This is a genomic window from Pseudomonas sp. TWI929, from assembly GCF_039673335.1.
Classification (GTDB): domain Bacteria; phylum Pseudomonadota; class Gammaproteobacteria; order Pseudomonadales; family Pseudomonadaceae; genus Aquipseudomonas.
Window position 1 is genome coordinate 38815 of sequence record NZ_JBDJLK010000032.1, and the last position, 19854, is coordinate 58668.

General features: G+C 61.5%; 23 protein-coding genes. 4 read left to right on the forward strand and 19 right to left on the reverse strand.

Annotated features, from left to right (window positions below):
* Positions 1–90: 90 nt before the first annotated feature.
* Positions 91–570 (forward strand): GNAT family N-acetyltransferase, encoded by a 480-nt coding sequence (locus ABE456_RS14980; RefSeq protein WP_346644611.1) that lies wholly within the window; start codon positions 91–93, stop codon positions 568–570.
* Here ABE456_RS14980 and ABE456_RS14985 read toward each other — a convergent pair.
* Positions 567–863 (reverse strand): addiction module antidote protein, encoded by a 297-nt coding sequence (locus ABE456_RS14985; protein ID WP_346644612.1) that lies wholly within the window; start codon positions 861–863, stop codon positions 567–569. The two genes, ABE456_RS14980 and ABE456_RS14985, sit on opposite strands and share 4 nt — an antisense overlap.
* Positions 864–1074: 211 nt before the next feature.
* Here ABE456_RS14985 and ABE456_RS14990 point away from each other — a divergent pair, with 211 nt between their 5' ends.
* Positions 1075–1962, forward strand: a complete 888-nt coding sequence (locus ABE456_RS14990) for a bestrophin family ion channel (protein ID WP_346644613.1) — start codon at positions 1075–1077, stop codon at positions 1960–1962.
* Between the two features lie 28 nt (positions 1963–1990).
* On the opposite strand, the gene phnE is transcribed toward ABE456_RS14990, so the two are convergent.
* Genes phnE through ABE456_RS15010 form a run of 4 tightly spaced genes read right to left on the reverse strand, consistent with a single transcriptional unit; the run spans position 1991 to position 5236 of the window.
* Positions 1991–2758: a phosphonate ABC transporter, permease protein PhnE gene (gene phnE / locus ABE456_RS14995; protein WP_346644614.1), complete on the reverse strand. Its 768-nt coding sequence runs from the start codon at positions 2756–2758 to the stop codon at positions 1991–1993.
* The gene (locus ABE456_RS15000; RefSeq protein WP_346644615.1) at positions 2755–3582 is read right to left on the reverse strand and encodes an ABC transporter permease subunit; all 828 of its coding nucleotides are present in this window, start codon (positions 3580–3582) and stop codon (positions 2755–2757) included. Before ABE456_RS15000 ends, phnE begins: the two co-directional genes overlap by 4 nt.
* A complete protein-coding gene (locus ABE456_RS15005) occupies positions 3576–4385 on the reverse strand; it encodes an ATP-binding cassette domain-containing protein (protein WP_346644616.1) in 810 nt (269 codons plus the stop codon). The genes ABE456_RS15000 and ABE456_RS15005 overlap by 7 nt, the downstream gene beginning before the upstream one ends.
* The gene (locus ABE456_RS15010) at positions 4382–5236 is read right to left on the reverse strand and encodes a putative selenate ABC transporter substrate-binding protein (protein WP_346644617.1); all 855 of its coding nucleotides are present in this window, start codon (positions 5234–5236) and stop codon (positions 4382–4384) included. Before ABE456_RS15010 ends, ABE456_RS15005 begins: the two co-directional genes overlap by 4 nt.
* 138 nt (positions 5237–5374) lie before the next feature.
* Between ABE456_RS15010 and selD the strand changes: the two genes are divergently transcribed.
* Positions 5375–6409 carry a selenide, water dikinase SelD gene (gene selD / locus ABE456_RS15015; RefSeq protein ID WP_346644618.1) on the forward strand — a complete coding sequence of 345 codons (1035 nt, stop codon included), beginning with the start codon at positions 5375–5377 and terminating at the stop codon, positions 6407–6409.
* Entirely contained in the window at positions 6409–7521 is a 1113-nt protein-coding gene (mnmH, locus tag ABE456_RS15020; protein WP_346644619.1) for a tRNA 2-selenouridine(34) synthase MnmH, read from the forward strand. The genes selD and mnmH overlap by 1 nt, the downstream gene beginning before the upstream one ends.
* A gap of 84 nt (positions 7522–7605) precedes the next feature.
* Here mnmH and ABE456_RS15025 read toward each other — a convergent pair whose 3' ends face one another.
* The 14 genes from ABE456_RS15025 to ABE456_RS15090 form a co-directional block, all read right to left on the reverse strand.
* A complete protein-coding gene (locus ABE456_RS15025) occupies positions 7606–7992 on the reverse strand; it encodes a lysozyme inhibitor LprI family protein (RefSeq protein WP_346644620.1) in 387 nt (128 codons plus the stop codon).
* A 20-nt stretch (positions 7993–8012) separates the two neighbouring features.
* On the reverse strand, positions 8013–8552 hold the full coding sequence (locus tag ABE456_RS15030) for a hypothetical protein (protein ID WP_346644621.1): 540 nt from the start codon (positions 8550–8552) through the stop codon (positions 8013–8015).
* A 12-nt stretch (positions 8553–8564) separates the two neighbouring features.
* Positions 8565–9128, reverse strand: a complete 564-nt coding sequence (locus tag ABE456_RS15035; protein ID WP_201198571.1) for a GNAT family protein — start codon at positions 9126–9128, stop codon at positions 8565–8567.
* 177 nt (positions 9129–9305) lie between these two features.
* Positions 9306–9557, reverse strand: coding sequence for a DUF3077 domain-containing protein (locus ABE456_RS15040; protein ID WP_346644622.1), 252 nt, complete (start codon positions 9555–9557; stop codon positions 9306–9308).
* Entirely contained in the window at positions 9554–9775 is a 222-nt protein-coding gene (locus ABE456_RS15045) for a hypothetical protein (protein ID WP_346644623.1), read from the reverse strand. The genes ABE456_RS15040 and ABE456_RS15045 overlap by 4 nt, the downstream gene beginning before the upstream one ends.
* 485 nt (positions 9776–10260) lie before the next feature.
* Positions 10261–10644 (reverse strand): YkgJ family cysteine cluster protein, encoded by a 384-nt coding sequence (locus ABE456_RS15050; RefSeq protein ID WP_172221163.1) that lies wholly within the window; start codon positions 10642–10644, stop codon positions 10261–10263.
* A gap of 126 nt (positions 10645–10770) precedes the next feature.
* Positions 10771–11898: a hypothetical protein gene (locus ABE456_RS15055; RefSeq protein WP_346644624.1), complete on the reverse strand. Its 1128-nt coding sequence runs from the start codon at positions 11896–11898 to the stop codon at positions 10771–10773.
* 115 nt (positions 11899–12013) lie between these two features.
* Positions 12014–13222: an alanine transaminase gene (alaC, locus tag ABE456_RS15060; RefSeq protein ID WP_201198563.1), complete on the reverse strand. Its 1209-nt coding sequence runs from the start codon at positions 13220–13222 to the stop codon at positions 12014–12016.
* A 336-nt stretch (positions 13223–13558) separates the two neighbouring features.
* Positions 13559–14446 carry a heme o synthase gene (cyoE, locus tag ABE456_RS15065; protein WP_346644625.1) on the reverse strand — a complete coding sequence of 296 codons (888 nt, stop codon included), beginning with the start codon at positions 14444–14446 and terminating at the stop codon, positions 13559–13561.
* A gap of 11 nt (positions 14447–14457) precedes the next feature.
* Complete coding sequence (cyoD, locus tag ABE456_RS15070; protein ID WP_003248599.1) at positions 14458–14790, reverse strand: cytochrome o ubiquinol oxidase subunit IV; 333 nt, start codon at positions 14788–14790, stop codon at positions 14458–14460.
* Positions 14790–15416, reverse strand: a complete 627-nt coding sequence (cyoC, locus tag ABE456_RS15075) for a cytochrome o ubiquinol oxidase subunit III (RefSeq protein ID WP_012051225.1) — start codon at positions 15414–15416, stop codon at positions 14790–14792. Before cyoC ends, cyoD begins: the two co-directional genes overlap by 1 nt.
* 3 nt (positions 15417–15419) lie before the next feature.
* The gene (gene cyoB, locus ABE456_RS15080) at positions 15420–17438 is read right to left on the reverse strand and encodes a cytochrome o ubiquinol oxidase subunit I (RefSeq protein ID WP_346644626.1); all 2019 of its coding nucleotides are present in this window, start codon (positions 17436–17438) and stop codon (positions 15420–15422) included.
* A gap of 3 nt (positions 17439–17441) precedes the next feature.
* Positions 17442–18383: a ubiquinol oxidase subunit II gene (gene cyoA, locus ABE456_RS15085; protein ID WP_012270558.1), complete on the reverse strand. Its 942-nt coding sequence runs from the start codon at positions 18381–18383 to the stop codon at positions 17442–17444.
* A gap of 559 nt (positions 18384–18942) precedes the next feature.
* Positions 18943–19449, reverse strand: a complete 507-nt coding sequence (locus tag ABE456_RS15090; protein ID WP_346644627.1) for a disulfide bond formation protein B — start codon at positions 19447–19449, stop codon at positions 18943–18945.
* Positions 19450–19854 lie beyond the last annotated feature (405 nt).

Here is a 19854-nt window from a genome sequence, read left to right on the forward strand (position 1 = left end):
ATAGCCGATGTTGCTGATGATCAGCGCCATCCAGTAAAACTGGGTTTACCCGCGAAGAGCCCCTGCCAGCCAACGCAAGAAGGACCTACCATGCATCTGACCCACCGCCCCGTCCAACCTGACGACGTCGCCACCCTCTGCAGCTTCCCGCAAAGCCCGGACGAACTGTTCTACATGTTCCCCAAAGCCAGCTACCCCCTCACCCCCACCCAGCTCAGCGACGCCATCGCCCAACGCAGCGGCTCCACGGTGGTGGAAAGCAACGGCACTGTCCTGGCCTTCGCCAACTTCTACAAGGCCGAATACGGCGGCGTATGCGCCCTCGGCAATGTAGTGGTGGCCCCGGCCGCCCGCGGCCATGGCGTGGCGCATCACCTGGTCACCGCCATGATCGACCTCGCCCGCCAGCAATACGCTGCCCGGGAGGTCTGGGTGTCATGCTTCAATCACAACACCGCAGGCTTGCTGCTTTATCCACAGCTGGGCTTCGTGCCATTCGGCATCGAGGAACGCCAGGCGTGGGATGGCACGCGGGTGGCGCTGGTGCAGATGAAGCAGGTATTCAGCTAACGGGGCGCGGCATGAGGTTGAACGAGAAGATCGACACCCAAGGCCCGGATGACTTTTAAAACAGTGTCAAACCGCGGCTTTGCGCCAGGACTCAGTGCCTTGTAAAGGCTTTCTCTGCCCAAGCCGCTTTCGGCAGCGATCTGGGTCATCCCTCGCGCCCGCGCGGTATGCCCCAATGCCCGAATGATTTCTTCGGTATCACCATCTGATAGCACCTGACTAAGGTACTCACTGATCGCCTCGTCACTGCTCAGCAAGCCAGCCATATCAAACGGAATCAGTTTTTCACTCATTTCATCTCCTTCAGCACCGCTCGGTTTCCAGATATTGAAGCGCTTAACTCTGTCGCTCCTCATCCGTGACGGGAATTCAGGCACCTCTCATAACTTGGTCAGACTTTTCTCTTCAAATCAGCGCCTAAATCCCTTGCAACATTCAGCACCCGAACCTTCGACGCCCCTCGACGTCCGATCCTTCATTCCCCGCGTTTCGAGGTAGCCCCGCGTGAAAGACGTCATCGCCCGCAAGTACCGCCTGGTGGTGAAGACCATCGGCTACATCGGCTGGTCACTGTTCTGGCTGCTGATCTGGGATGTGCTGGTCACCATCGACTTCATGCTGTTCTTCAACAGCAAGTTCACCCTGCCATTGATCCCGTTGACCTTGCTGGGTTCGGCACTGGTGGTGCTGGTGAGTTTTCGCAATAGCAGCGCCTACAACCGCTGGTGGGAGGCGCGCACGTTGTGGGGGGCGCTGGTGAACGGTTCGCGCAGTTTCGCGCGGCAGACGCTGACCCTGATCGATGACCCTGACGAGGGCCTGAACCCGGTCAAGGCCACCCTGCTGCGCCGGCATATCGCCTATGTGAACTGCCTGGCGGCGCACCTGAAAGGTGAGCCATGCCCTGATGAACTCATGGCCTTTATCCCGCCGGCGGAGTTCGAGCGGCGCAACCGCTCGAACAACTTCGCCAATGACATTCTTGGTGGCTCGGCGGCCTTGCTGGCGCGGGAATACCAGGCCGGGCGGCTGGACAGCATTCGCCTGGCGCGGCTGGAGTCGACGCTGGTGGACTTGTCCAATGCCCAAGGTGGCATGGAGCGGATTGCCAACACGCCGTTGCCCTACCCCTATGTGTATTTTCCGCGGCTGTTCATCACCCTGTTCTGCCTGATCGTGCCGGTGGGGCTGGTGGAGTCGCTGGGCTGGTTCACGCCGCTGGCTTCGACGGTTGTGGGGTTCATGTTGCTGGCTATCGAGCGGATCGGCACGGATTTGCAGAGCCCGTTTCGGTTCAGTGAGCACCAGATCCAGATGGATACCATTTGTGAGACCATTGAGCGCAACCTGGAGTCGATGCAGCGGGAGGCGCAGTGTGGGGAGCTGGCTTAGCACATGAGCTCAAGGGCCCGGCTATCGGTCAGGCCCGCACATACCGCTGGCGCAACACATCACTCAACATATCCACCAGCAACACCAGTACCAGCATGCCGATGATCACCGTGCTGGCCTGGGCCTCCTGGAACAGGCTCAAGGTGGTGTACAACATCTGCCCCAACCCCCCAGCCCCGACAAACCCCAGCACGCTGGCCATGCGGATGTTGTTCTCCCAGCGGTACAAGCTGTAGGCCAGCAATTGCGGCCACAAGTTGGGCAAGGTACCAAAGCAGAACGCCGTCACCTGGCTGCCACCCTGCAGGCGGATCGCCGCTGCTGGTTCCGGCGACGCATTTTCCAAGGCCTCGGCAAACAGCCGCCCCAGCACGCCAGCGGTGTGCAACGCCAGAGCCAGGGTGCCGGCATTCGGCCCAAGCCCGGCCGCCAGCACGGTCAGTGCCGCCCACACCAGCTCCGGAATGGCCCGCAGGGCATTCAGCAGCAACCGCGCCGCCCCCTGCAACGGCCAACCGAAGCGCCCCGCCGCTGGCAGTGCCAGCAACATCCCCAGCACCATCGCCAACAAGGTGCCCAGGCCAGACATGGCCAGGGTCTCCAGCGCCCCGCGCCACACTGCTTGCAGGTGCCCGGCAGACAGGTCCGGGTGCAGGAAGCGCCCGGCGTACTCGCCCATCTGCCCCAGCCCACCGTTGCCGACCAGCGCGTGCAGGTCCAACTCCAGGTAGGCGAACGAGGCCATCACTGCCGCCACGATGGCGCCCAGCAGCAACAGGTTGATCGCCCGGTTCATGCCAGCCTCCAGCGCAGCAGGCGGCTAAGCAGGTCGGCCAGGATCACCAGCAGCAGGAAGGTCAGCAACATGCTCGCTACCTCGGCACCCGCAAACATGCGCATCGACAGGTCGATCTGCTGCCCCAACCCGCCAGCGCCGACAAAGCCCATCACCACCGAAGCCCGTACCGCGCACTCCCAGCGGTACACGGTGTACGACACCACTTCGGATGCGGCATTGGGCAGAATGCCGTAGAAAAACGCTGCCAGCCGGCCACTGCCCGCCTGCAACAAGGCATGCGCCGGGCGCTGGTCGACCGACTCGAAGATTTCGGCGTAAACCTTGCCGAGCATGCCGCTGTAGGTGATGGCAATGGCCAGTACACCCGCCGTCGGCCCCAGGCCCACGGCGCGCACAAACAGCAATGCCCAGACAATCTCTGGCACGCTACGCAGGAAAATCAGCAGCCCGCGCACCGGCAGGCGCAACAAGCGTGACCAGAACCCGGCCCGCCCGCCGCGGGAGGCAGCACGCAGCGACAAGGCGCGGCTGGCCAGCAGACCGGCAGGGATCGCCAGCAACAATGCCAGCGCCATGCCGGCAGTAGCCACGGCCAGGGTTTGCAAGGTGGCTTGGTACAGCAGCGAAAGAAAATCGGCATCGTGTGCCGGCGGCCAGAAGGCGCTGGTAAAACTGGCGATCTGCTGCCGGTTCTCTGCCTGCAGCAGCACTCCGGGGTTCAGCTCGCTCAGCTCAATGCCAGGCCACAGCACGGCCACGGCCAGCAGGGTCAGCAGCAACCGCGGCAACAAGGCCGGGTCGCGCGCGTCAGCCTTCAGCATCGCGGAATCTGCACAGTCAGGGTCGGGCCCTGGGTTGGCGGCGACGCCAGTTGTTCGTTGGCGTACAACGCGTCCAGCAACTGCTCGGTAACGGCCTCGGCCGGGCAATCGAACGCCACCTGCCCTTCGCGGATACCGATCACCCGTGGGAAGTGCGCCAGCGCCAGTTCTACGGCATGCAGGCTGGCCACCAGGGTCACGCCGTTGGCCTGGGCATGGCGGTTGAGCAAGGCCAGGCTGTGGTCGGCCAGCACCGGGTCCATGGCCGACACCGGTTCGTCGGTCAGCAACACCTGCGGCCGCTGGTACAACGCCCGGGCAATGCCCACCCGCTGCAATTGGCCACCGGACAATTGCCCGCACTGCACGAACAGCTTGTCGGCCAGGCCCAGCTCGGCCAGAACCTGGCGCGCCCCCGGCACATCACTGGGGTACAGCAGGTTGAGCAAGCCGCGCAGCGCACCCCACTGCCCCAGGCGCCCGGCCAGTACCGCCGTGACCACCCGTTGGCGCGGCGGCAAGGGCGGCGCCTGATGCACCAGGCCAACCCGCGCGCGCAGGCGCTGACGTGCCCTGGCAGACAACGCCCAAGGCTGCTCGCCGAGCAACTCCAGGCGCCCGCTGCTGGGTTGGATGGCCGTGGCCATCAGGTGCAGCAAGCTGGACTTGCCCGCCCCCGACGGCCCGATGATGGCGACGCGTTCACCCTGCCCGATGTGCAGGCTAAGCGCGTCAAGCGCGCGCACCTGGCCATGGCGCAGGGTGGCGTCGTGCAGATGGATTGCCACGTTCGAAGCTGTCACTTGAGCAGGCCGGCCTCGCGTGCAGCTTGCTCGGTGCCCACGTAGTTCTCAGGCTTGGTCTCGATGAAGCGGCTGGCTGCCTGCAGGTCGAGGATCGCCTTATGCTCCGGGTTGGCCGGGTCGAGGTCGAGGAAGGCCTTCTTGATCTTGGTTTTCAACGCCGGGTCCATGTTGCCGCGCACGGTCCAGTTGTAGTCGAAGTAGGTCGGGGTTGTGGCAAACACCTTCACCTTGGCGGTATCGACCTTGCCGGCATCCACCAGCTTCTGCCACACGCTGGCGTTGAGCACGCCGCCATCGACCTTGCCGGCCTGCACCCAGGCCACAGTGGCGTCATGCGCGCCGGAATAGGCCACGCGGCTGAAGTACTCTTCAGGCTTGATGTTGTCCTGCTTGAGCATGAAGTAGCGTGGCATCAGGCTGCCCGAGGTGGACGAGATGGAACCAAAGGCAAACGACTTGCCCTTGAGGTCGGCCAGGCTTTTCACCTCAGGGTTGGCGGTGATGAACTTGGAGGTGAACTGGGCATCCTGCTCACGCTGCACCAACGGCGTGGCGGTCGGGTCTTTCAGGTGCACCTGGACGAAGGTGAAGCCGCCCAGCCAGGCCAGGTCCAGCCGGTCGGAAGCCAGCGATTCGACCACTGCCGGGTAATCGGCCACCGGGACGAATTTCACTTCCATGCCCAGTTGTTTGGCCAGGTACTCGCCCAATGGCTTGAACTTGCGCTGCAGTTCGGTTGGCGCTTCGTCGGGGATGGCGCTGACCCTCAGGGTTTCAGCGGCCTGGACGACAACGGCACAGCAAGACAGCACGAGGCCGGCGGCGAGCGCCAGGGGGCGTTTGAGCATGGGTGTTCTCCGGTTCAATAGCGGGACTATGCCAACAAATCCGCCGACAATTCCGCCGACCATGGGAATTATAAGAGGCGCAGGCTCAAAGGCCAGCTTTGCTACAATCGCGCAACAAATTGACCTGCCGAGGTACACATGAGCGAGCCGATTCGCCTGACCCAGTACAGCCATGGTGCCGGCTGTGGCTGCAAGATCTCCCCCAAGGTGCTGGACGTGATCCTCGCTGAAAGCGGCACCCAGGCCCTGGACCCGAAACTGTGGGTCGGCAACGCCTCGCGTGACGACGCCGCCGTGTATGCGCTGGACGACGAGCGCGGCGTGGTATCGACCACCGACTTCTTCATGCCGATTGTCGATGACCCATACGACTTCGGCCGTATCGCCGCCACCAACGCCATCAGCGACATCTACGCCATGGGCGGCGACCCGCTGATGGCCATCGCCATCCTCGGCTGGCCAGTCAACGTATTACCGCCAGAAGTGGCCCGTGAAGTGATCCGCGGTGGCCGTGCAGTGTGCGCCGAAGCTGGCATCCCGCTGGCCGGAGGCCACTCCATCGACGCCCCCGAACCGATCTTCGGCCTGGCCGTCACCGGCGTGGTCAGCAAGCGCCACCTCAAGCGCAACGACACCGCCAGCGCCGGCTGCCAGCTGTACCTGACCAAGCCACTGGGCATCGGCATCCTCACCACTGCCGAGAAAAAGGCCAAGCTGCGTGCGCAGGACCAGGGCCTGGCCCGCGACTGGATGTGCACCCTCAATACCCCCGGCAGCCGCTTCGGCAAGCTCGACGGGGTCAAGGCAATGACCGACGTCACCGGTTTCGGCCTGCTCGGCCACCTGGTAGAACTGGCCGAAGGCAGCGGCCTCACCGCACACCTGGACTACGCCGCCGTGCCGCGCCTGCCCAGCGTCGACCATTACATGGCCGAGGGCTGCATCCCCGGCGGTACCCTGCGCAACTACGACAGCTACGGGCACAAGATCGGCGCACTGAGCGACGACCAGAAGCACCTGCTGTGCGACCCGCAGACCAGCGGCGGCTTACTGGTGGCGGTTACCCCGGAGGGTGAAGCCGAGTTCCTCGCCGTGGCGGCCGAACTGGGCCTGCAACTGGCGCCGATCGGCAAGCTGGTCGAGCGACAGAGCCACGCGGTCGAGGTGATCTGATGCGCCCCGACTGCACCGATTTCCGCCAGCTGTTCCTCGACGACGTGCCGATGATGGACATGCGCGCCCCCGTCGAATTTGCCAAGGGCGCCTTCCCCGGCGTGGTCAACCTGCCGCTGATGAACGACCAGGAGCGGCAAAAGGTCGGTACATGCTACAAGCAGCAAGGCCAGGCCGCGGCCATCGCCCTGGGCCACCAGCTGGTCAGGGGCGCCACCAAGCAGGCGCGCCTGGAGGCCTGGGCGGCATTTGCCCAGGCCCACCCTGAAGGTTACCTGTACTGCTTCCGTGGTGGCATGCGTTCGCAGATCGTGCAGGGCTGGCTGCGCGATGAGGCGGGCATCCAGTACCCGCGTGTCAAAGGTGGCTACAAGGCCATGCGTACCTTCCTGCTAGAGACCACCCAGCAGGCGGTGGAGCAATGCGATTTCGTGCTGTTGGGCGGCCTGACCGGCACCGGCAAGACCGATGTCCTGCACCAACTGGGCAACGTGCTGGACCTGGAAGGCCACGCCAATCATCGCGGCTCCAGCTTCGGCAAGCGCGCCACCGCGCAACCGGCGCAGATCGATTTCGAGAACCAGTTGGCCATCGACGTGCTGAAGAAGCGCGCGCGTGGCATCGAGCAGTTCGTACTGGAAGATGAAGGCCGCATCGTTGGCAGTTGCACGGTGCCGCTGGAGTTGTACCAGGGCATGCAGCAGTATCCGCTGGTATGGCTGGAAGACAGCTTTGCCAGCCGCGTGGAGCGCATCCTGCGCGACTATGTGGTCAACCTGAGTGCCGAGTTCGTCAGCGTACACGGCGAGGAAGATGGCCGCCGGTTGTTTGCCGAGCGCATGTTGCAGAGCATGGCCAACATCTACAAGCGTTTAGGCGGAGAGCGCCATCAGCGCTTGTCGCAGATCCTGCGCGCAGCCCTGGAAGAGCAGCAGCGCAGTGGCGCGGTGGACCTGCACCGGGGCTGGATCGAAGGCTTGCTGAACGAGTACTACGACCCGATGTATGCCTACCAGCGCGATGCCAAGGCCGAACGTATCGAGTTTGCCGGGGATGCCGTGGAAGTGCGCGAGTACCTCAAGGCCCGGGCGCTGCGCGAGCCGCGCAAATAAAACCCACAGGTATTGCATGAGCCTGAAGCCAGCACAGAACCTGTGGGAGCGGGTTCACCCGCGAAGAGGCCGGAACAGGCAACCTCACTGCCCCGGGCTAAGCACCCGCTCCAGCTCCGCCGCGCGGTCGCGGGTCATGTCCATCAGGCAACTGCCACCCTCCAGCTGCGCCATGGTCCCGCCACTGGCCTGCACGTGGAACTGGCAATTGCCATCACGGTAGGCCAACCACTTGCGCTGTACATCGCGCAGGCTCTTCTGCTGCCCGGTATCCAGCTTGGCCATCAGTTGCTTGTACACCCGATTCAAGCGCTGGTCCTGAACGTGTGTCTCGGTCCCGATGCAATCACTCATGGCTACAGTAGTGGAGGCCTTGTCCATGCACTGCCCATAGGCCGGTGTATAGTCGTCCGCCACTGCCATTGGCAGCACGCAGGCCAGTGCCAGACCTGTCAGGTAATGCTTGATCATGCAAATCCTCCTTGTGAATTTCACAGCGTCTGCGGTTGTTCTGGCGGCATCAGCACCTTGCCCGGCTCGAAGCGCAGCGATGGCATCTGCGTAGCCGAATAAAGTGCCACACCCAACGCCGCAATCAACGCCACGTCGAGCCAGCTCCAGCCCGGCATGTCGTCGGCGCTGCGTGCCTTCCAGCAATGCCAGGCCTGGCCCAGGCAAAACACCACCATCGCCGCCAGCCACAGGTAGAAGCCAGCCCCGAAACCGGTCAGGTCATGGAACTCATAGGTCTGGTTATCGGGCAAGCGAGTGATGCCGAAGCTGCTGGCCGCCAGGTACGTCGCCGCCAACCCGGCCAGCAACGCCAGCCGGCGAAACCGCCGATGGCCAAGGATAGCCAGGGCCAGCAGCGGGTTGGCAAACCATTGGTACAAGCCGAAGGGCATGCCCCAAGGCCCGTACAGCAGCATCTGCAGGGCCGGCATGTGGCGCTCGCCGCTCATCAGCGCGCCATCGAAGAACAGTGCTAGCAGGTACAGCAGCAGACTGATGCTCAGGTAGAAAACAGGCAAGGGGGTCATTTCCTAGGCAACCGGGGGCTCTAGCAGAAGGCCATAGATACCCGAATCGGACAACTCGCCAGCGACGCACCAACGCGCCCGCAGCGTACCTTCGAGCACGAAGCCCTGGCGCTCCAGGGTACGTGCCGAGCCTTGGTTGCGCGGGTCGATCTCGCCTTCCAGGCGGCGCATGTGCAGGGTGTGGGCGAGGTAGTCGATGAAGCAGGTCAGCGCTTCGTCCATGTAGCCCCTGCCCTGCACGGCGCTGGCCAGGCAATAGCCGATTTCGCCGCGGCGGGACATGTCGTCGATGTTGAACAGCTGGACCATGCCGATCAGCTCGCCGTTGTCACGACGATACATGCCGAGCTTCAGCTGGTCGCCGTTGGCATAGGCTTCACGGTCGGCGGCCAGGGCGCTTTCGGCTTCGGCCAGGTCTTGCCAGGGGGCATGGTGCCAATAACGCATGACCTCGGGGTCGGCCATGATCGCCAGCCACTGCGCGGCATCTGCATGGCGCATGGGGCGCAAGTGCAGGCGCGGGCTGTCGAGGCAGAGGTCACTGGGGAAACTGCGGGGTGGGGTCACGCCGGATCTCCTGTCCATTGCTGGGGAGATGACAGTTTAACTTCATGTGCAAGGTTCCGGCATCCCGGGGCTGCTTTGCAGCCCATCGCGACACAAGGCCGCTCCTACAGGGACCGCGTCGCTTTTGTGGGAGCGGCCTTGCGTCGCGAAAGGGCCGCACAGCGGCCCCAGGATCTTTCAGGCGCCGCGATTCAACCCCACTTCCATATCATTGATCAGCGCCTTGGCCATGGCACTCAGGATCCGCGCCGCGCTGCCGGCGATCTTGTCGCCCTCCATCTCGGCCTCTTCGTTCAGGTGCTTGATGCAGCCGATCAAAACCGACAATTCATCGAATGCCAGGTCGAGCGGCACGCCCGGCTCTACCCGGTACAGCTCGAGGAATTTTTCCACGCCAGCGGTGGTGCGGGATTTAAGGGGGGCGCTCATGCCTTGGCCTCTTGCGCTTTCATGTGGGCTAGCAGGGCTTGTAGCAGATCGGTCTGGGCTGACATCGCTTCCAGCAGGCTGGAACGCAGGGCTGGGGCTTCGGCGTCGAGGTATTGGAGGATGGTGTCGGAGAGGTTGTCCATGACCTGGGTGGCCTGGGACTTGGCGGCTTGGTAGGTGAGGTCTGTGACGGGTGGGTCAGGTACAAGTTTTTTCATAGTTATCTCGGAAATATTTTCAGAGGCAACCACTCGCATCCTTCTCACAGATAAGGTGGCAGCCGTACGCGGGGTGAGAAGACCGTGTTCCGATACCCACGGCCAGACCGAAGTCTGCACGCGCACGGCTGCCATAACTGGCAAGCTATCTCGAAACACCGGGCTTCTCACACCCGATCGCCAATTGTGGCGACGCTGAAACGTTATCTCTGAGGATCCTACTTGCCTATCAGACGGCATCCGACTGAGGTCGTAGGATAATTCCTAATCCCTGGCAACCTGAAGCATTTGGTTTCAAGTTCAGAATCTTCTTACAGCTGATGGCCCTTTCGCGGGTGAACCCGCTCCCACAGGTACTGCACCAGCCTTGAGAGCAGTGTTGTACCTGTGGCAATTACAGGTACTGCACCAGCCTTGAAAGCAGCGCAATCCCTGTGGGAGCGGGTTCACCCGCGAAAGGGCCGGTACTGGCTAACCCATTACGATCAGGCCACCTCAGCCCCATCATCCGGCCAATGCGGCTCGTTAGCCCCGGGCGGGGTCAGCGGCGGCAGCCCATACGCCGCCCGCGCATCATCACAGCTGGGGTTATGCACCCCACCCTCCCACGAGGCATCAAACTCACGGCACGGGCTGGAACGGTTGGCATAAATGGTACAAGCCACCTCTTTACCAATCTCGCCAGCAAGGCTGACACAGCGGCAAGGCTTGGCATCGGTGCCGATCATGGCAACGCGGGTGGGGTTGATCTGCACCACCAGATCGTCCGGCACAACGCCCCCGGCAGACTGGCATTCGCCCCAGAAGAAGGACACACGGAAGTACCCGCAGCAGGCGCCGCAGTCAAGGCAAGGGTTATATTCGGACATGATGGCACGGAGGGAAGGTTGTTGTTATCGGGGCTGGCCCGCGGCGCCATTTTCATTCCAAGCGGGGCCGGCTGGATAGAGGGGCAATGCAAAAAATTTTGCCGCTGATCCGACCGCCCGCTACGGCTAGCAGATGGCCTTATAGGTAGCGGCATCCCAGCGCTGCAAAGCCAGGCCTGCGCTCGGGTCGTACTCCCCACCCTGCACCTTGCTGAAGTGCGTGCGGGCTTCACCACAGTGCACCAGGCGGTCGTGCTTTTCGCCCTCTGTCAGTACGGTGTAAGACGCACTGCGCATGGCCTGATACTGCTTGTCAGCAGCCGCCATGAGCTGGTGATACTTCATCAACTGGCTGTCACCCAAGGCCAGGCGCTTGTCCAACTGAACACCCCAGCGGGTCAGGCAGACTTCGGCAAAATGGCGAACGATCAGCCCCGGTTCCGCCAGTACCTTGCCGTCACCCGCACCGTCAGCCGAGGCGTTACCGACCAACGTGGCATGCCGACCCGGCATCGGATAGATGCATATTCGCGTATTGCTTGCGACTGCAGGGATCACGCAGGCAAAGCCTTTGGAGCGCTCATCCCGCGAGTAGAAGCCTACATACTCCTTGACGTTATCAGCCAGCGTTACGCGCTCGGCTTGTATATTGCCGACTCCCGGCACCGGGTCGATGGCAAAGATGTTCACCGGTATGCCGCGCAATACCGGGTCTTGTGCCATGGCGTTGGCCAGCATGTGGCAGCTGATACCTCCCCTGCTCCAGCCCACCAGGTTGACCTGGGTGGGCAGGCGCGGCTTGCGGAACATGCTGATGATGCGCTCCTGAAGCTCCTGCGGGGTTGGGTAGCGGTCGCCATAGTCATAGGTGCGCCAGAACCAGGAGGCGGTTGAAGAGGCGTCCGGGATGGGCACTCCAGCATCCTTCAGCCGCTGGTATTCATCCTCGCTGAGCTTGGTACGCTGCCAGCTGCTTTCGCCCTTGATCACTTGCAGCACATGGTTGACGTTTTCTTCCCAGCCGCGGCCAAACAGTTGGCCGGTCCAGTTGAAGTAGCCACCGGGTTCGACGAACAGGTTGTCATCCTGCAGGTTGCCGCTGCCGGGGCCATCCACGGCGATCCAGTGAGCGAACTCGCGGCCCTGGTCATTGCTGGCCAGGGTCGAGACCAGTTCGCCGTTCCAGAAGTTGGGGTTGGCGTCGTCGAAACGGTGCGAGCCGGTGCCGCAGAAATAGGCGGTGAAGACACTCATGGGGGATCTCTTTGGTGAGAAATGAGTGCTGAAGATAGGTAGGCCGAGCGGGGGAATGCAGGCGGAAAAGTCGCCCTGCTGTAGATTTTGGGGCTGCTTTGCAGCCCCAATGGCCTTACTTGCGGGCCAGGCCGTCAGCCCGGAACATCTGCCGGATCCCGCGAATGGCCTGGCGAATGCGGTCCTGGTTCTCGATCAGGGCAAAGCGCACATGGTCATCACCATAGTCTCCAAAACCAATCCCCGGCGACACGCACACCTTGGCCTCCGCCAGCAGCTTCTTGGAAAACTCCAGCGACCCCAGGTGTGCATACTCCGGCGGGATCTTCGCCCACACGTACATTGACGCCTTGGGGTTCTCGACCATCCAGCCCAGTTCGTGCAGGCCTTTCACCAGCAGGTTGCGGCGCTGGCGGTACTGCTCGGCAATGTCGCGCACGCACTGCTGGTCGCCTTCCAGCGCAGCGATGGCGGCAACCTGCAGCGGGGTGAAGGTGCCGTAGTCGTGGTAGCTCTTGATCCGCGCCAGGGCACTGACCAGCTCGGGATTACCGACCATGAACCCGATCCGCCAGCCGGCCATGTTGTAGCTCTTGGACAAGGTGAAGAACTCCACCGCAATGTCCTTGGCGCCTGGCACCTGCATGATCGACGGGGCTTTCCAGCCGTCGTAGACGATGTCGGCATAGGCCAGGTCGTGGATCACCAGCACGCCATACTGCTTGGCCAGCGCCACCACACGCTCGAAGAAGTCCAGCTCCACGCACTGCGCGGTAGGGTTGGACGGGAAGCCGAGGATCATCATCTTCGGCTTGGGGATCGACTCGCGAATGGCCCGCTCAAGCTCGTTGAAGAAGTCCACGCCCGGCACCAGCGGCACGGAACGTACCTGGGCGCCGGCAATGACCGCACCATAGATATGGATCGGGTAGCTGGGGTTGGGCACCAGCACCGTGTCGCCCTGGTCGAGGGTGGCCAGCATCAGGTGGGCCAGGCCCTCTTTCGAGCCGATGGTAACGATGGCTTCGCTTTCCGGGTCGATGTCGACCTCGTAGCGTTCCTTGTACCAGTTGGAGATGGCCCGGCGCAGGCGCGGGATGCCGCGCGAGGTGGAATAGCCGTGGGTGTCTTCACGCTGGGCAACCTGCACCAGCTTCTCGACGATGTGCGGCGGGGTGGCGCCATCGGGGTTGCCCATGCTCAGGTCGATGATGTCCTCACCACGGCGGCGGGCAGCCATCTTGAGCTCGGCAGTGATGTTGAAGACGTAAGGTGGGAGACGATCGATGCGCGCAAAGCGGCGCGGCGAACCTGGGTTGGCCATGGCTTCCTCTGAGTACGTAAGCGCCCGGAACCGTCCGAGCGACGTTGGCCGATGTGGCGGCCTGGATCAGACGATAGTGCCGAAACAGGATGCCTGTAAAGGACAATTTCCTGTTTTGTTAGATTTTTTCAGATGTATTTTTCGAAAAACTGAAATTTATGTTTCCTGTACTGGCCTCTTCGCGGGCTTGCCCGCTCCCACGGGGTTATCCACAGGCCCTGAGACTTGCGCCGTACCTGTGGGAGCGGGCAAGCCCGCGAAAGGGCCGGCACAGGAAAAACAGGCATAAAAAAACCCCGGCACATGGCCGGGGTTTTCGTGAAACAGGCAGCAGTTTCAGCGTGCGTAAGTCATCAGCACGTCCGCAGCAGTCTGGCTGTCCACACCCATCATCACGCTCAGGGCAGTGACGGTGAGGATGGAGAAGCCGAACACCTTGCGGGCCCACTTGCTGTCGTCCTCGGCCTTGTAGCCACCCCAAGCCATGTACAGCCAGTACAGGCCCATGGCAGCTGCCACGGCCAGGTAGCCGAGGCCGGCGTAACCGCCGAGGGTAAGCATCAAGGTGGCGAGCACGAAGGCCAGCACGTACAGCACGATCTGCTTCTTCGCCGCGAGAACACCACGCGCCACCGGCAGGACCGGAATGTTGGCAGCGCTGTAATCCTTGAAGCGGAAGATGGCGATGGCAAAGCTGTGCGGCATCTGCCACAGGCTGAACATCACCAGCAGGGTTACCGCAGCCAGGTCGAAGCTGTTGCTGACGGCGCAGTAGCCGATCACCGGAGGCATGGCACCCGACAGGCTGCCGACCAAGGTGCCGTGCACCGATTTACGCTTCAGCCACAGGCTGTAGAAACCGACGTAGACGATGAAGCCGATCAGCGCACAGAACGCCGACAGCGGGTTGGCCTGGACATACAGCAGGCTGAAACCCGCCACCCCGAGCAGGGTGGCGTAGATCAGCGCGAGGGGCAGCGACATGCCGCCCTGAACCATGACGCGGTTCTTGGTGCGCTCCATCTTGTGGTCGATGTCACGGTCGATGCAGTTGTTGAACACGCATCCGGACGCAACCACCAGCGAAGTACCGATCACCGCCGCCAGGAACAGGGCGAAATCCACATGGCCCTTCGAGGCAAGGAAGAAACCGCCTGCCACGGAAAGCACGTTACCGAAAATGATCCCCGGTTTGGTGATTTGGATAAAGTGCTTAACGGACATGCAGTCTTACCTCACTTGGCCAACATTTCGAAGTGGATGCTGAACATGATCCACAGCGACAGGCCGACAAGCAGAGCGATCACCAACGTGGTGAACAGGAACGTCGATACGTTGTTGCGTTGCTCTTTCGAGCGGTCCATGTGCAGGAAGTAAACCAGGTGAACAACTACCTGGATCACGGCCATGGCAACAATGATCAGAACGGTCAGGTTCTTCGGCAGGCTGGCGGTCATGGCCAGGCCGAACGGGATCGCGGTCAGGATGATCGACAGTACGAAGCCGATCATGTACGACTTGACGCTGCCGTGGTTACCTTCGTGATGAGTGTCGTGTGCGTTAGCCATTACAGAACTCCCAGCAGGTAAACGACGGTGAATACGCAGATCCAGACCACGTCCAGGAAGTGCCAGAACAGGCTCAGGCAGCTCATGCGGGTCTTGGCGGTCGGCGTGATGCCGTGCTTGTTGATCTGGTACATCATGATTGCCATCCAGATCAGACCAGCAGTCACGTGCAGGCCGTGGGTACCTACCAGGGCGAAGAAGCCCGACAGGAAGCCACTGCGCTGCGGGCCGAAGCCTTCGCTGATCAGGTGATGGAATTCATAGATTTCCATCGCGATGAAGCCTGCACCGAACAGGAAGGTCACAGCCAACCAGCCCAGTACACCTGCTTTCTTGCCATCGAACATCTTCAGCATGGCGAAGCCGAAGGTGATCGAGGACAGCAGCAGGAACAGCGTTTCAACAGCTACGAAATCGAGCTGGAAGATGTCATGACCCGACGGGCCGCCGGCAAAACTGCCGGACAGCACCGCGTAGGTGGCGAAGAGCGACGCAAACAGGATGCAGTCGGTCATCAGGTACAGCCAGAAGCCCAGTACGGTCATCTGGCCCGAGTCGTGGTGGTGGTCGTCATGCCCATGGTCGTGACCATGAGCAGCGCCGCCGTGCATTACTTGACTGGACATTGATTACACCCGCTCAAACGATTCGACACGTGCGCCGGCAGGCAGAGCACCTGCTTTGGCCAGCGCTTTCATACGCTCGCCTTCGATGCGCGCCACTTCTTCGGCCGGAACCATGTAGCCCTGGTCGTCACGCGCAGCGTGGCGAACGAAGACAGCGATGGTTGCAACCAGGCTTGCGCCAACCAGCCACCAGATGTGCCAGATGAAGGCAAAGCCGAAGACGGTCAGGAACAGGCCCATGAACAAACCGGTGGAGGTGTTGCTCGGCATGTGGATAGCGTCGAACTTGGTCGCTGGCTTGTAAGCCTTGCCGCTTTCCTTGGTTTCGTGCCATGCGTCCAGGCCAACCTGCTCAGGCATGTGAGCGAAGTTGTAGAACGGAGGTGGCGACGAAGTGGACCATTCCAGAGTACGGCCGCCCCATGGGTCGCCGGTCACGTCCAGGTTCTGGTTGCGGTCGCGAACCGATACGTACAGCTGGATCAGCTGGCAAGCGATACCGAACAGGATCAGCACGGCGCCGACAACGGCTACGTACAGGTAGGGTTCCCACAGTGGGTTGTCGGAGTGGTTCAGACGACGGGTCATGCCCATGAAGCCCAGGGCGTACAGCGGCATGAACGCAACGTAGAAGCCCGACAGCCAGAACCAGAAGGCAGCTTTGCCCCACTTCTCGTTCAGGGTGAAACCGAAGGCTTTCGGGAACCAGAAGGCGAAACCGGCGATGTAGCCGAATACCGCGCCACCGATGATCACGTTGTGGAAGTGCGCAATTACGAACAGGCTGTTGTGCAGGACGAAGTCAGCACCCGGAACGGCCAGCAGTACGCCGGTCATGCCACCGATGGAGAAGGTGACCATGAAGCCCAGGGTCCAGAGCATCGGTGCGGTGAAGCGCACACGGCCTTGGTACATGGTGAACAGCCAGTTGAACAGCTTCACACCGGTCGGGATGGAGATCAGCATCGTCGCCAGGCCGAAGAAGGTGTTGACGCTGGCGCCGGCACCCATGGTGAAGAAGTGGTGCAGCCATACCGCAAAGCCGAGGATGGCGATCGCGCCCGATGCGTAGATCATCGAGTGGTGGCCGAACAGGCGTTTGCCAGAGAACGTCGAAGTTACTTCCGAGAACACGCCGAAGGCCGGCAGGATCAGGATGTAAACCTCAGGGTGACCCCACGCCCAGAACAGGTTGACGTACATCATCGGGTTCCCACCAAGCTCGTTGGTGAAAATGTGGAAGTCCAGATAACGGTCAACAGTCAGCAGCGCGAGTGCAGCAGTCAGGATCGGGAACGAAGCAACGATCAGTACGTTGGCCCAGGTGCAGGTCCAGGTGAAGATCGGCATGTCCATCAGCTTCATGCCAGGTGCGCGCATCTTCATCACGGTGACGAGGAAGTTCACGCCGGTAAGCGTCGTACCCAATCCGGATAGCTGTAGCGCCCAGATGTAGTAGTCAACGCCCACCCCAGGGCTGTACTGAATGCCCGCGAGCGGCGGATAGGCAACCCAGCCGGTCTTGGCGAATTCACCAACGCCCAGCGAGATGTTGACCAGCAGCACGCCTGCCAGCAGCAGGTAGAAGCTCAGGGAGTTCAGGAACGGGAAGGCAACGTCACGTGCACCGATCTGCAGAGGAACCGCAAGGTTCATCAGGCCGGTGAAGAACGGCATCGCCATGAAGATGATCATGATCACACCGTGAGCGGTGAAGATCTGGTCATAGTGTTCAGGCGGCAGGTAGCCTTCGGAGCCACCGGTTGCGGCAGCCAGCTGGGTACGCATCATGATGGCGTCGGCAAAGCCGCGCAGCAGCATGACCATCGCGACGATGATGTACATCACGCCGATCTTTTTGTGGTCGACAGTAGTCAGCCACTCGCTCCACAAGTAGGTCCACTTGCGGAAATAGGTGATAAGACCGACGACAGCGATACCGCCGAGCGCGATCATGGCAAGCGTCACCATGACTATCGGCTCGTGATAGGGTATCGCCTCCAGGCTTAGTTTACCGAACATCTCTTACTCCTCTGCACCGGCAGCTGGTTGCATACTCGATTCCACACCCTTGGTTGTGGCCAGATCTTTGCTGCCTGCTTCTTCGTGGCTACGACCGCGGTTCATGCCTTCGTACTTGTCGACGATCAGCTGGAACTGCTCTGGCGAGGCCTCGCTATACAGCGCGACTGGGTTGTTTTCGCTTGGTTTGGCCAAGGCGTCGTATTCGGCCTTGTCCAGCTTCTTCGGCGACTGCTTGACCTCGGCGACCCACTTGTCGAAGTCTTCCTGGGAGGTGGCAGTAGCCTTGAATTTCATGCCGGTGAAGCCAGCACCGCTGTAGTTGGCGCTGATACCGTCGAACTCGCCGTTTTCGTTGGCGATCAGGTGCAGCTTGGTGGTCATGCCGGCCATGGCGTAGATCTGGCCGCCCAGGCCCGGGATGAAGAACGAGTTCATCACGGCGTCGGAAGTGACGCGGAAGTTGACCGGGGTGTTAGCCGGGAAGACGATCTTGTTGACCGTGGCAATGCCCTGCTCCGGGTAGATGAACAGCCACTTCCAGTCCAGCGCGACCACGTCGATCTGCACCGGCTTCACATCGGAATCCAGTGGACGGTACGGGTCCAGCTTGTGGGTGGAGTGGTAGGTGACGTAACCCAGGGCGATGATGATCAGGATCGGGATGATCCACACCGCGGCCTCGATCTTGGTCGAGTGCGACCAGTCAGGGGTGTAGGTGGCTGCCTTGTTGGAAGCACGGTACTTCCAGGCGAAGGCCAGGGTCATGATGATGACAGGAATCACCACCAGCAGCATCAGGCCGGTAGCGATCAGGATCAGGTTCTTTTGCTCAATGCCGACCTGGCCCTTCGGGTCGAGCAGGGTCCAGTTGCACCCACTGAGTAAAAGCATGCCTAAAAAGGGCAATATGCCAAACAGTCTGGGGTAACGCTTTTTACTCATCTCACGACCTCTAGATCAGCTTGCTTCAATGCAATTTGTGTTTTGGTAGCCAACACTTCGTCCTGCCAAGTGAGGCATTTCGCGCCCGTACTCGCTCCTGCCTGGGGTCCGACTGCAGGACCTTGGCTTCAAGCGGGTTAGCGGTGCTTATGGTTTCGTAGGCAACAGGCCTGTACTTCAGACCAAGTCCATTTGGTGCGGGAAAACGCGGAGGGGGGTCCGCCCGGTATCGCCGTTGGGCGAAACTTGACGAAGTCAGCAAAAAGGAGCGCTGGGGCTTCCTTCAATCCTGCGACTCGCAAGCAGTGCCGAACGGAAATTGGGGGCGATTGTAGTGAGGTCGCCAACCATTGACTATGACTTATTGAGCAACAGTCTTTTACAGAATACGTAACAATAGCGCTCGATAATTCAACTTCGCGACAGTTTGTCGCACCCCGCTTGCTAGGCCTCAAAGCCGCATTCTGCAAGGCCTTGAGGTTGATCTGGATCAAGCGGTGTGCAACTTTTCGCTCTTCTCATGCGCTGCAAAAGACCCCATGTAATTCGGGACTTTTGTCTAAGCCTGGCGTCGGTTGCGGTAGATCCCGAGCGGTACCAGGATGGCAGTCAGCACGAACGCCACAAGCGCCCATTGCGCCAGCGACAAACCGAGGATCGGCGGGTACGGCGTGCTGCAGAAGCCGTCGACCTGGAACGCCAGCGGCCACAGCTTGGCCAGCGGCAGGTCATCGACGATCGGTTGCAAGGTGTCGATACCGCAACTGACCATGGGGTTGGCGAGTATATACACATGGTTGCCAGCCGCAACGATTCCGCCAACTGCGCTAAGCACCACCAGCGCTTCGAAGAAGGTCAGGCTGCGCCGCCCCGGCATGGCTGCGGCGATGAAGGCGAACACGGCAATGAACAGCAGCGCGTAGCGCTGCAGGATGCACAACGGGCACGGTGCCTCGCCCAGCACCACCTGCATGTAGAGGGCGCCGCCGATCAGCGACAGGCAGATCAGGCCCAACAGCACCAGAAAGCGCCGTTCCCGATTCAGGCGCGATGTTTGTTCGTTCATTGCCGGTTCCTTCGATGGATAGTGGCAGCGTGGTCCGCCTGCCTTGGCGCAAGTCTACACGCTGGGCCAGGCCAGTGAGTGTGCCGAGGAAGCGGCGCGATAGCACTGCGCAGGGCTATCCGGTGTGGCTGAGACCGGCCGCAGCGACGTCGGTTCAACGTCGTGCGGTAAAAAACGGCTGCCCGGGTGCCGCGCAGGGGCAAGCCCCTCGACACCCGGGAGTGAAGGATACCGTGATTAAAGGAGGATTAAAGATGAAAGCTGCACAGGCGCTTCCATCTCTCCTTATATATAAGCAGGAAGGTATGGTGCGCCCAGCCGCTGGCAAGCCAGCCCCCAGGCGGCGAATGCGGTCGACCGTTTCGTTCTCGATTACCCACGGGCGGGAGCAGTGCTGCGAGGGAG

Coding starts and splice junctions, on each gene's coding strand:
- ABE456_RS14980 (WP_346644611.1), top strand. CDS start 91: ATGCATCTGACCCACCGCCCCGTCCAACCTGACGACGTCGCCACCCTC.
- ABE456_RS14985 (WP_346644612.1), bottom strand. CDS start 863: ATGAGTGAAAAACTGATTCCGTTTGATATGGCTGGCTTGCTGAGCAGT.
- phnE (WP_346644614.1), bottom strand. CDS start 2,758: ATGAACCGGGCGATCAACCTGTTGCTGCTGGGCGCCATCGTGGCGGCA.
- ABE456_RS15000 (WP_346644615.1), bottom strand. CDS start 3,582: ATGCTGAAGGCTGACGCGCGCGACCCGGCCTTGTTGCCGCGGTTGCTG.
- ABE456_RS15010 (WP_346644617.1), bottom strand. CDS start 5,236: ATGCTCAAACGCCCCCTGGCGCTCGCCGCCGGCCTCGTGCTGTCTTGC.
- selD (WP_346644618.1), top strand. CDS start 5,375: ATGAGCGAGCCGATTCGCCTGACCCAGTACAGCCATGGTGCCGGCTGT.
- mnmH (WP_346644619.1), top strand. CDS start 6,409: ATGCGCCCCGACTGCACCGATTTCCGCCAGCTGTTCCTCGACGACGTG.
- ABE456_RS15025 (WP_346644620.1), bottom strand. CDS start 7,992: ATGATCAAGCATTACCTGACAGGTCTGGCACTGGCCTGCGTGCTGCCA.
- ABE456_RS15040 (WP_346644622.1), bottom strand. CDS start 9,557: ATGAGCGCCCCCCTTAAATCCCGCACCACCGCTGGCGTGGAAAAATTC.
- ABE456_RS15045 (WP_346644623.1), bottom strand. CDS start 9,775: ATGAAAAAACTTGTACCTGACCCACCCGTCACAGACCTCACCTACCAA.
- ABE456_RS15050 (WP_172221163.1), bottom strand. CDS start 10,644: ATGTCCGAATATAACCCTTGCCTTGACTGCGGCGCCTGCTGCGGGTAC.
- ABE456_RS15055 (WP_346644624.1), bottom strand. CDS start 11,898: ATGAGTGTCTTCACCGCCTATTTCTGCGGCACCGGCTCGCACCGTTTC.
- alaC (WP_201198563.1), bottom strand. CDS start 13,222: ATGGCCAACCCAGGTTCGCCGCGCCGCTTTGCGCGCATCGATCGTCTC.
- cyoE (WP_346644625.1), bottom strand. CDS start 14,446: ATGTCCGTTAAGCACTTTATCCAAATCACCAAACCGGGGATCATTTTC.
- cyoD (WP_003248599.1), bottom strand. CDS start 14,790: ATGGCTAACGCACACGACACTCATCACGAAGGTAACCACGGCAGCGTC.
- cyoC (WP_012051225.1), bottom strand. CDS start 15,416: ATGTCCAGTCAAGTAATGCACGGCGGCGCTGCTCATGGTCACGACCAT.
- cyoB (WP_346644626.1), bottom strand. CDS start 17,438: ATGTTCGGTAAACTAAGCCTGGAGGCGATACCCTATCACGAGCCGATA.
- cyoA (WP_012270558.1), bottom strand. CDS start 18,383: ATGAGTAAAAAGCGTTACCCCAGACTGTTTGGCATATTGCCCTTTTTA.
- ABE456_RS15090 (WP_346644627.1), bottom strand. CDS start 19,449: ATGAACGAACAAACATCGCGCCTGAATCGGGAACGGCGCTTTCTGGTG.